The 8,371-nt window shown below is 64.7% G+C and carries 5 protein-coding genes and 2 pseudogenes; 2 read left to right on the forward strand and 5 right to left on the reverse strand.

Features of this window, described 5'->3' with window-relative positions:
* Both OBACDRAFT_RS03645 and OBACDRAFT_RS03650 read left to right on the forward strand, forming a co-directional pair.
* Positions 1–643, forward strand: a pseudogene (locus OBACDRAFT_RS03645) (hypothetical protein); the annotation flags it as partial.
* On the forward strand, positions 640–1,785 hold the full coding sequence (locus tag OBACDRAFT_RS03650; RefSeq protein ID WP_232766606.1) for a pseudouridine synthase: 1,146 nt from the start codon (positions 640–642) through the stop codon (positions 1,783–1,785). The pseudogene OBACDRAFT_RS03645 and the gene OBACDRAFT_RS03650, both read left to right, overlap by 4 nt.
* Before the next feature lie 65 nt (positions 1,786–1,850).
* Here OBACDRAFT_RS03650 and mntR read toward each other — a convergent pair whose 3' ends face one another.
* The 5 genes and pseudogenes from mntR to OBACDRAFT_RS03675 form a co-directional block, all read right to left on the reverse strand.
* Positions 1,851–2,360 (reverse strand): manganese-binding transcriptional regulator MntR, encoded by a 510-nt coding sequence (mntR, locus tag OBACDRAFT_RS03655; protein ID WP_043582888.1) that lies wholly within the window; start codon positions 2,358–2,360, stop codon positions 1,851–1,853.
* Positions 2,361–2,535: 175 nt separating this feature from the next.
* Positions 2,536–3,018: a MauE/DoxX family redox-associated membrane protein gene (locus OBACDRAFT_RS03660; RefSeq protein ID WP_052361031.1), complete on the reverse strand. Its 483-nt coding sequence runs from the start codon at positions 3,016–3,018 to the stop codon at positions 2,536–2,538.
* 2 nt (positions 3,019–3,020) lie between these two features.
* The gene (locus tag OBACDRAFT_RS03665; RefSeq protein WP_081721788.1) at positions 3,021–5,189 is read right to left on the reverse strand and encodes a sensor histidine kinase; all 2,169 of its coding nucleotides are present in this window, start codon (positions 5,187–5,189) and stop codon (positions 3,021–3,023) included.
* A gap of 374 nt (positions 5,190–5,563) precedes the next feature.
* Positions 5,564–6,253, reverse strand: coding sequence for a DUF1573 domain-containing protein (locus OBACDRAFT_RS24925; protein ID WP_052361033.1), 690 nt, complete (start codon positions 6,251–6,253; stop codon positions 5,564–5,566).
* Between the two features lie 73 nt (positions 6,254–6,326).
* Positions 6,327–8,371 (reverse strand): annotated as a pseudogene (locus OBACDRAFT_RS03675) (DUF11 domain-containing protein); the annotation flags it as partial.

Raw genomic sequence — 8,371 nt, forward strand, 5'->3', positions numbered from 1 at the left:
GCCTCCCCCGACACCCGCTCCGCCCCCGCCCGCGCCCCCGGCGGACGCCGCGCAATTGGGATTGGAATCGGAATCAAAACCCCTCCCCGGCTACGAAAACCTGCAAGGTACCGCCGACAACGCCCCCGGCACCACCAGCACCCCCGTTCCCGCCCACCCCGGCACCGACACCCGCCAAGCCGACGGCACCCCTACCTATCGCATTGACCGCGCCCACCCCATGCCCCGCCCGCGCCTGCCCGCGAGTGCGGTCGTCACGACCACCCGCGCCCGTCCCAGCCCCATCATGAAAAACGACATCGGCACCCAGAACATCGGAGCCGTTGCCTACGACGCCCACTGGAGCAGTTACGGCGAATACCTCCAACGCCTCATCGACACCGTGCAAGTCCAGTGGGAACGCCTCATCCTCAACAGTGCCGTCTATCCCCCCACCGGCACCCGCGTGCTCGTCAAATTTGTCCTCAACGCCAAAGGCGAAATCACCGAAATCCTCAAAGTCGAAAGCAACGGCTCCCGACCCTCCGAATACAACTGCGTCAACGCCATCCAAGCCCGCGCCCCCTACGGCGAATGGACCGAAGACATGATCTCCGTCCTCGGCCAGTCGCAAGAGATCACCTTCACCTTTCACTACCAATGAGAAGACAGAGGCCGAACGACAGAGGCCAGAAGCCAGAGACCAGAGGCCGGAGCCCGGAGGTCAGAAAACAAAAGCCGGAAGACGGAAAAAATTCCGCAACCGAAGTCCGCCCGCTGGCCGCTGGCCTCTGGCCTCTGGTCTCCGACATCCTCGGTCCCGGCGTGCAACTCCTCACGCACGACACCAACGGCCTCGCCGCCCTCAACAAACCCGCCGGCATCCTTGCCCATCCCAACACCCCCGGCGACGCCCCCCGCTCCCTCCTCCAAGCCCGCTACCACCCCGACGGCGAGTATTACGAATGGACAAAACAAAAAACAGAGGACGCCTCGCAACCGAAGTCTGGCCTCCTCCGGCCTCTGGCCTCTGGCCTCTCTGACAGCCGCGAAACCGCCCCCCCCCCCCATCGCCTCTGGCTGCTCAACCGCCTCGATTCCGGCACCTCGGGCGTCATTCTCGTCTGCGCCGACGAAACCCTTGCCCGCGAAATCCGCGCCCTGTTTCAGCGCAAACAAATCCACAAAATTTACCACGCCCTCGTCTTCGGACGCCCCTCGCAAGCCCGCCAAGTCTGGCGCGACCGCCTTGCCGTGCAGAAAAAAGGCGGCCACATCCGCACCGGCACCGGCGGCAACCTCCCTGCCGAGACGCACATGACCGTCCTGCGCCAGCAACGCGACGGCCCCCCCCCCCCTTGCCCTGCTGGAACTCACTCCCCGCACCGGACGCAGCCATCAACTCCGCGTGCAATGCGCGCAACGCCACCTCCCCATTGTCGGCGACGCCACCTATGGAAATTTCGCGGCCAACCGCGCATTTGGGAAACAACACGCCATCAAACGCCTCTGCCTGCATTCGCACGCCACGAGCTTCGACTACGAATGGCGGGGCCGCACCCACACCTTTCGCGCCACCGCCCCCACCCCGCCCGAATTCCACCGCCACCTCTTTACCTGAGCGGCGACCTTTGGAGGGCGGATCTCCCGACCCGCCGACGGTGCGAAGCACCACCCATCCGGAAGGCGCGGCTGCGCCGCGTCTGGCGAAAATTGGCACCAGGGCATTGTCGGTTTATTTTGTCTCACGCGGAGTCGCGGAGAACGCAGAGGGAGGGAAATGTAATATTTTTAATTTATTTATAATTAGCAACATGGGTTTTCTCTGCGTTCCCCGCGTCTCCGCGTGAGACAAAATAAACCGATGAACATCACTTTACCTGCGCCCGTTTTAACGCCCGCTCGAAAACCGCCAGCGTCTCTGCGCTCACATGGTGCTCAATGCCCTCGGCGTCGCGCTGCGCCGCCGCCTCTGGCACGCCCTGCAAACGCAGAAACTCCACCACAATCTCATGCCGCCTTCTGGACGCCGTGGCTGTCTCCCGGCCCAGATCGGTCAGGAAAATCGACCGGTAGGGCAACGATGTCACGTATCCCAGACGCTGCAACCGGGCCACGGTTCGGTTGACCGTCACATGCGTCACCCCAAATTTTTTGGCCAGATCGGTGACACGCGCCTCGCCCGTCTCAGCGATCAGTTCGGCGATGGCCTCCACGTAATCCTCCGCCGTCTCCCGCGCATGTGCCTCCCGCGTGCTCCGCAACCCGTCCGCCTGCGTGGGACGTCCCTTGCGCGACGATGACGCCCTGACGGACGCAGTCGATTTGCGGGCGGTGTTTTTCCGGGTCTCGCTGGCCGGGCGGGTTGATTTGGAGCTCATGCCGCGACTCCACGCAAAATCAGACGCGTTGTCCAAAACAAACATGTTGTAGCCCTTGCTCCACAAAGAACTCCGGAGCAAGCCCCGAAGTGCGGCCTGAAGCGAAGCAAAAGGCCAGCCGGAGCGGGCGCGTGTCCGGCGGCGGGGACGCAGCCGCTCCGACAAGCGATTGCGATCATTGCAGTCCGCGCCTGATTTCGGACTTTTCATTTTCCAAGCTCGCCCGGATGTCCGCCCGCAGCACCAGAGCGGCTGCCAGGACCACCACGAAATTACGCAGCACCACGTCCTCCAGTTGCAGCGGGCAAAACCGGCCGAAACAACCGGCGCGAATATCGAGTCCCTGCCACCACGCGGAGGCAACCGCCGCAGTATAAACCTCCAGCAAGGCCAGCGCCACCCCGCCCACAAGGACATGGATGCGCCGCACCCACCAAGTGACCGCCAGCGTTACCTCCAAGCAGGGGAACAGGACCGCCAGCATGGAAACCGAGCCGGGGGAAAGCATCCGGTAGTTTTCCAAGTCCCCGGCAAACGCAACCACATCGGCTAGCTTGGCCACACCCGACACCGCCAGCAGGCCGGTCAGCAACACACGCAGGCCCGGCAGCCAGACGTAACTGAAAATCGAATACAGGCGGGAGCCAGACGCGCTCATGGTCAGGTCGCCTTGCGCAGGGTCAGAAAAACGATTGTCCCGACCAGTGACGTGCTCGTGATCCGGATGGTTCCTCCAATCGCGCGCACCAGTTCGTTGCAAAGGTTGAGGCCAATGCCCACGCCCTTCTCCGCCTGGGTGCCGGGGGTGCTTTCCACGATGCCGTCCAGCAAACGCTCCAGACGAGCCGGGGGGATGCCCACGCCCGTGTCGCTGACACGAATTTCCACGCGCGCCTCCTCCCCCGGATCACGCGCGGGGACGAGTCCGGCCGCCACGCGAATCCGTCCACCGGCAGGAGTAAACTTGATCGAATTGACCAGAAGGTTGCGCAAAATCGTCTGCAAATGCGATGCTTCCGCCCGCACCACGAGCCCGGCGGGAACATCCTGCGTAAAGGTCAGTTTTTTCGTCCCTGCCGTCCACTCCAGCAACCGCCAGGTCTCCCCCACCGCGTCGCGCACGTCAGCCACCGCCTCGGGTCTTCCCGTGGACGCCAGCGCCGATCCGCTCCACGCGAGGAGGTTGTTGAGCAGTTCAACCTGCAACATGCAGGCGCGCGCGATCTCCGTGGAAATCTCCGCCAGTTCCGCGCTGGTGAACTCCGCCGACTCGTCGGCCAGCATCCGTGTGAGCGATTGCAATGAGCCGGCCGGACCGCGCAGATCGTGACCGATGATCGACAGGACGCGATTGCGCCCCACCACCATCGCGGAAAGCCGGTCGCCCACTTCGCGCAGTTCCCGCGTGCGCGCCTCCACTGCGCGCTCAAGGTTCGCGGCATGTTCGGCGTGCAGGAGCAGGCTCTGGCCGAGCAGCATCCGCTGGCGGCAGGCCGTGGCGAGCGTAAGCAACACAAGATGCAATCCGGTGCAGACCAGCAGAAGGAAACGCACTTCGTCGTCGCCACCATCCGTCTTCCCCGCCGCCGCCATCAAGGGCAGGAGCGCCAGAAAATATGGAGTGAAGGCAAGCAGGAGCGCCGGCGACTGCCGGCACCCGGCCAGCCAGCGCCGCGCCGCCGCCCACAGCAGCACCCCGCAGATGCCGGTCAGGATCATGATGAAACAGCGCAGATAAATCAGCGTCGCCGCCGGCCACAGGCAGACGGCCACGGTGGGCAGCAGCAACAGGGGTATCCGGCACATCGGACGCAGCACGCGGTCGAATGCCGGGTCGCTCCCCGGCGCATCCACGTAGAAGCGCACGAAAAGACAAAGCTGGTGCAACGCCACGCAGCCCAGCGCCCCGAACGCCACTTCCAGCGGCAGCCAGGGGAGCGGCCACGCATAGAAAAACTTGAACATCGCGCTGCCGTGCCACGACATCAGGCCGAGCAGCGAGATGAAAGCCACGTAGTGCAACTGGTCGCGCCGCCGCAACATCGCGTAGTGGAAAACTCCGCACGCCATCATGCCCGCCCACAACGCGAAAAACGCGGCGCCTTGGGTCAGTAAAAATCGTTCGCGCGCCGCGTAGTCCCCCCCATCGGGCCAGAAACGAAACTGGCGCGGCAGGCGTTGGTAATCCCGCGCGTGCAGGTAAACGGTAATCGGCTCCGCGGCAGGCACCGTGAGGTCAAACCCAAGCAGGCGCCGGGTGTGCCGCGGATCACGCGGCGAGACGTCCGAGCCCAGCACCTGCTCCATCCAGCCGCCGCCGGGGGCCGGCGTGTAGAGCGTGATGCAATCGTAAATGCGCACGACCATATCCAAAACTCCATGACGCTCCCCGTCTTGGGCCGGCGGCTGGCCGGGGGCGGAAGCGGCGGGATCGCAGGCGCGCGCCGGAAGCGCCGCGGGGTCGATGGTCAGCCGGTACCAGCGTTGTTCGTTGGGCCGGCGGTTGAGCGCCGGTGTCGTTCCGGGCGGCGGCAGGGGAACAAAAGCCCCGGAGGCATCGAGCGCCACGATCTGCTCAATGGAGGACGGCGGCAACGAGTCGCCAGCGGCGTTGTTTGTCTGCGGCGGGGTGGGCAGCCAGGTGGCGGTGATGCCCGGCGCGCCCGGAATGTTCAAGGCAGCCTCGGCGCGTGTGACGCGCCGTCCGCTCCAGTACAAAACCGCCGCCGTGACGAAAAGCACACACACAAAGCTCCATAGCAGACCGTGTGCGGGTGGAGGCAGGGAGGGCGGCGGCGGGACTGCTGGTGGAGATGCCGGGTTGTTCATGGTAATGGTGGAGCGGTGGCTTTTTCCGTCCCTCCGCCGTCGGAGGCGCGCCAGAGAGCCCGTTGCCCAAACCTGCGGGATGGGGCGTCCCGTCCAGCGGCGGAGGAGCGCCGCCGCGTCTAGAGCGTTTTAAGTTGATATGTAGCCGTCGTCTTAACGGTAGGGAGGCCTTTGTGCCCTCTGCCGAGGGCAGCCCTTCGGGCCATCGCCTTTGGCGATGCCATCTCCGCGCTGCTGCGCTCCGTCCGAGGCTTCCGTTGTGCGTGGTGAGAGGATGCGAAACTCATAGGTGGTTGGAGTGGTTTCGGAGGCCTCGGAGATGCCTCCCTACCAGGTATCAAATGGCTACAGCTTAAATGAAACGGCTCTAAAACTCAGAGCGCGTGGCGGAGAAAGAGCGTGTCGGCGTAGGACTGGCCGGAGGCCCCTTTGCTGTGGATGACGACCGTGGCGCGCAGGTCGGCGGCGGGGGCGGTGAGCGGCGTGATCGTGAGCGTGTAGTCGGCGCCGGGTTGTTGCTCGGCCAGCACGATCTTGAAGTCGGGGCCGGGATCGGAATAGGTGACGTCGGAAACGGGTCCGTCGGCACGGAACGCGATTTTAACAATCTGTGGCGTGGTGTCCTTGGCGCGGAAAAGCACCAGTCGCGGGACAATGTCGAGACGCTGCGGGAGCTTGGCGACGAGTTGGAGCACGGTCTCGCCGGCGTCGGTCGTCACGGTGATGAGCTTGGTTTGCGGGCCCTGCCGGGAACCGATGTCGAAGGTGACTTTGAGTTCGCCGGACTCGCCGGGGGCATAGGTTTTTTTCTCCAGTTCGGGCACGGTGCAGCCGCAGGTGCTCTTGATGTCGAGGATGCTGACGGTGGCCTGCGTTTTGTTGGCGAAAGGATAGAGCGCGGTGAGCTTGAGTTCGCCGGGCGCGGGCGCGAGTTCCACCTGGGTGGTGGTCCAGGCGAGCTGGGCCGATGCCGTCATTGAAATCAGGATACCTGCGGCGGGGGGCAGCAGAAGACGGCAGAGGCGGGACAAGACGGGAATGCGACTGGGTGGTGTGGAGGTCATATTTTGAGATTTGGAATTCAGGTGATTGGTTGCTCCGGGTTCGGCGGGTTTGGCGGGTTTGGCGGGGTGTGTTTTAGTCCTGCACTCTGACGGTGAAGATGACTTTGCCGCTCGCTCCAGGGGTGAGTTCCCCGGCGAAGGTCCACTTGATGCCGCCGGTGCCGGAGCCGGGCAGGGTGGCGTTGGTCGCGGAGCCCGGCGAGCCGGGGCCGGTGATCGTATAGCTGGTGAGATCGGCAGGCAGAGGGCCGTGGATGCCGGCGCTGACAAAAGTGGTGTAGGCGGGAGTGGCATCGTAGATGTAGAGGTTGTCCAGCAAATCGGCGCCGACGTTGGTGTAGGTGATCGTGTAGGTGATCTGCTCGCCGGGGCCGGCGGTCGTCTTGTCCACGGCCTTGGTGAGTTGCAGGCCGGCGCTGGCGGCGATGCCGATGGTGGTGACGTCCTGCCGCGTGAGGACGGAATTGGAGAGGGCGGGGGCGGAGCCGGTGTAGGCAAAGGTCGCGGTAACGGTGGTTGTGTTGACCGCACCGTAGGGCGCGCCGGCGGAGGATGTATCTTTGAGGAGGATACACACGGAATCTCCCGCGGCCACGGTGACGGGGGTGGTCGCGCCAAGGACGACGCCGGGCGTGCCGTTGCAATCGGCATCGCGGAGCAGGACCTGCGCCCAGGGGACGTTGGAGGGAGCGGCGGAATTGGAGAAGGTGAACGTGATTGTGCCGGCGGTGCCGGCCACGAAGGTGTGCCGGTAAAAGGCCGTCGCGCCGGGCAGGATGGTCTGCGCGCCGTCGGTATGGAAGGCGTTGACGGGCACGTCGCCCAACTTGAATCCGCTCATGGAACCCACGGGGTTGTAGGTGAAGGTGATGCGGTCGGCGGCACGGTCGTAAGAGCCGGTGACGCCGCCGGGGAGGGTGGCTCCGGTGGAGATGTAGCCGGAGGGGTTCACTTCTTCGATGATGAGCGTGGCTCCGGCGCTCACTGAAGCGGGCACGTAAAGGGCAAACTGGCCGGAGCCGTCGGTGACGGCGGTGGCGAGTTCGACGCCTCCGCTGAGGAGGCGAACGGTGACGCCGGGGATGCCGGGCTCGGCGGGTTCCTGCTGGCCGTTATTCGCGCCCGCCCCGCCGGTTGATCCTGTATCCTTAAACACGGTACCGGTGAGCGCGCCGGTCCCTTGGTAGAGTCCGATGTTTTCTTCCTGAAGATCGACGACTCCAAGCGTGACGGGGCGGGTGCCGTCGGCAGGCGAGCGGAAGAGCCAGGCGGTGGGCGCGGTGGCCGTGATGGAACTCGCGGAGGTGGTGACGATAATCTTGTAGGTGCCGGGAGCGACGCGGGGGATGAGGTAATTGCCCACGGAGCCGGCGGCCACTTGAACGGAGCGGCACACTTGGTTGTCACTGTTGACGAGATTGACGTAAACGAGCGGACCGGCGTTCCAATTTTCGAAGCCGTCGCGGTGACCGTTGGGTTCGATGTCATTGTAAACGAAGCCCTTGATTTCGAGGCCGACGATGATGTCGCCCGGAGCGGGTCCGACGGCGACGTAGGGACGGCGATGGGAGACGCCGGGGGGATCGTCGATGCCAGCGGGGAGGGAATGGTAGGCGTTGACGGTACCGGTGAAGGGCAGGGTCTGACCGCGCAGGGTGGGAGACGTCCCGATCTGGTAGGTGTATTCGAGAACCAATGACTGACCGGGCAGCACGGGCTGGTTGTCAGCCAGGGTGAACACCCAGACGCCGGTGACAGCGTCGTAGGCGGGCGTGGCAAGGGCGGACAGGATGTTCGAACCGTTCAGGGTGGCGGATTGAAGGACGGGGGCGCCGGAGAGGCCGAAGACGGGGACGGTCTCGGTGAATACGAGGTTGTAGGCGGGGGCCGAGCCGGTGTTCGTGAGGGTGAGCCGGTATTTGCCGGTCTCGCCGAGTTGGAGGACGTTACCGGAGCAGAGCGCGGGGTCGGGCTCAAGAGAGAGGCGGGTGAGAGTGAGGAGGGGTTGCTTCACCTCGATGGTGACCTCGGAGACGGGGCGGGAGGCATCGGCGTCGTTGGCAAGCTTGTATCCGAGGGCGGCGGTGTTTTTGCGCGTGACGGTGGCGGAGGGGGCGT

Source organism: Geminisphaera colitermitum TAV2, from assembly GCF_000171235.2.
Lineage (GTDB): Bacteria > Verrucomicrobiota > Verrucomicrobiia > Opitutales > Opitutaceae > Geminisphaera > Geminisphaera colitermitum.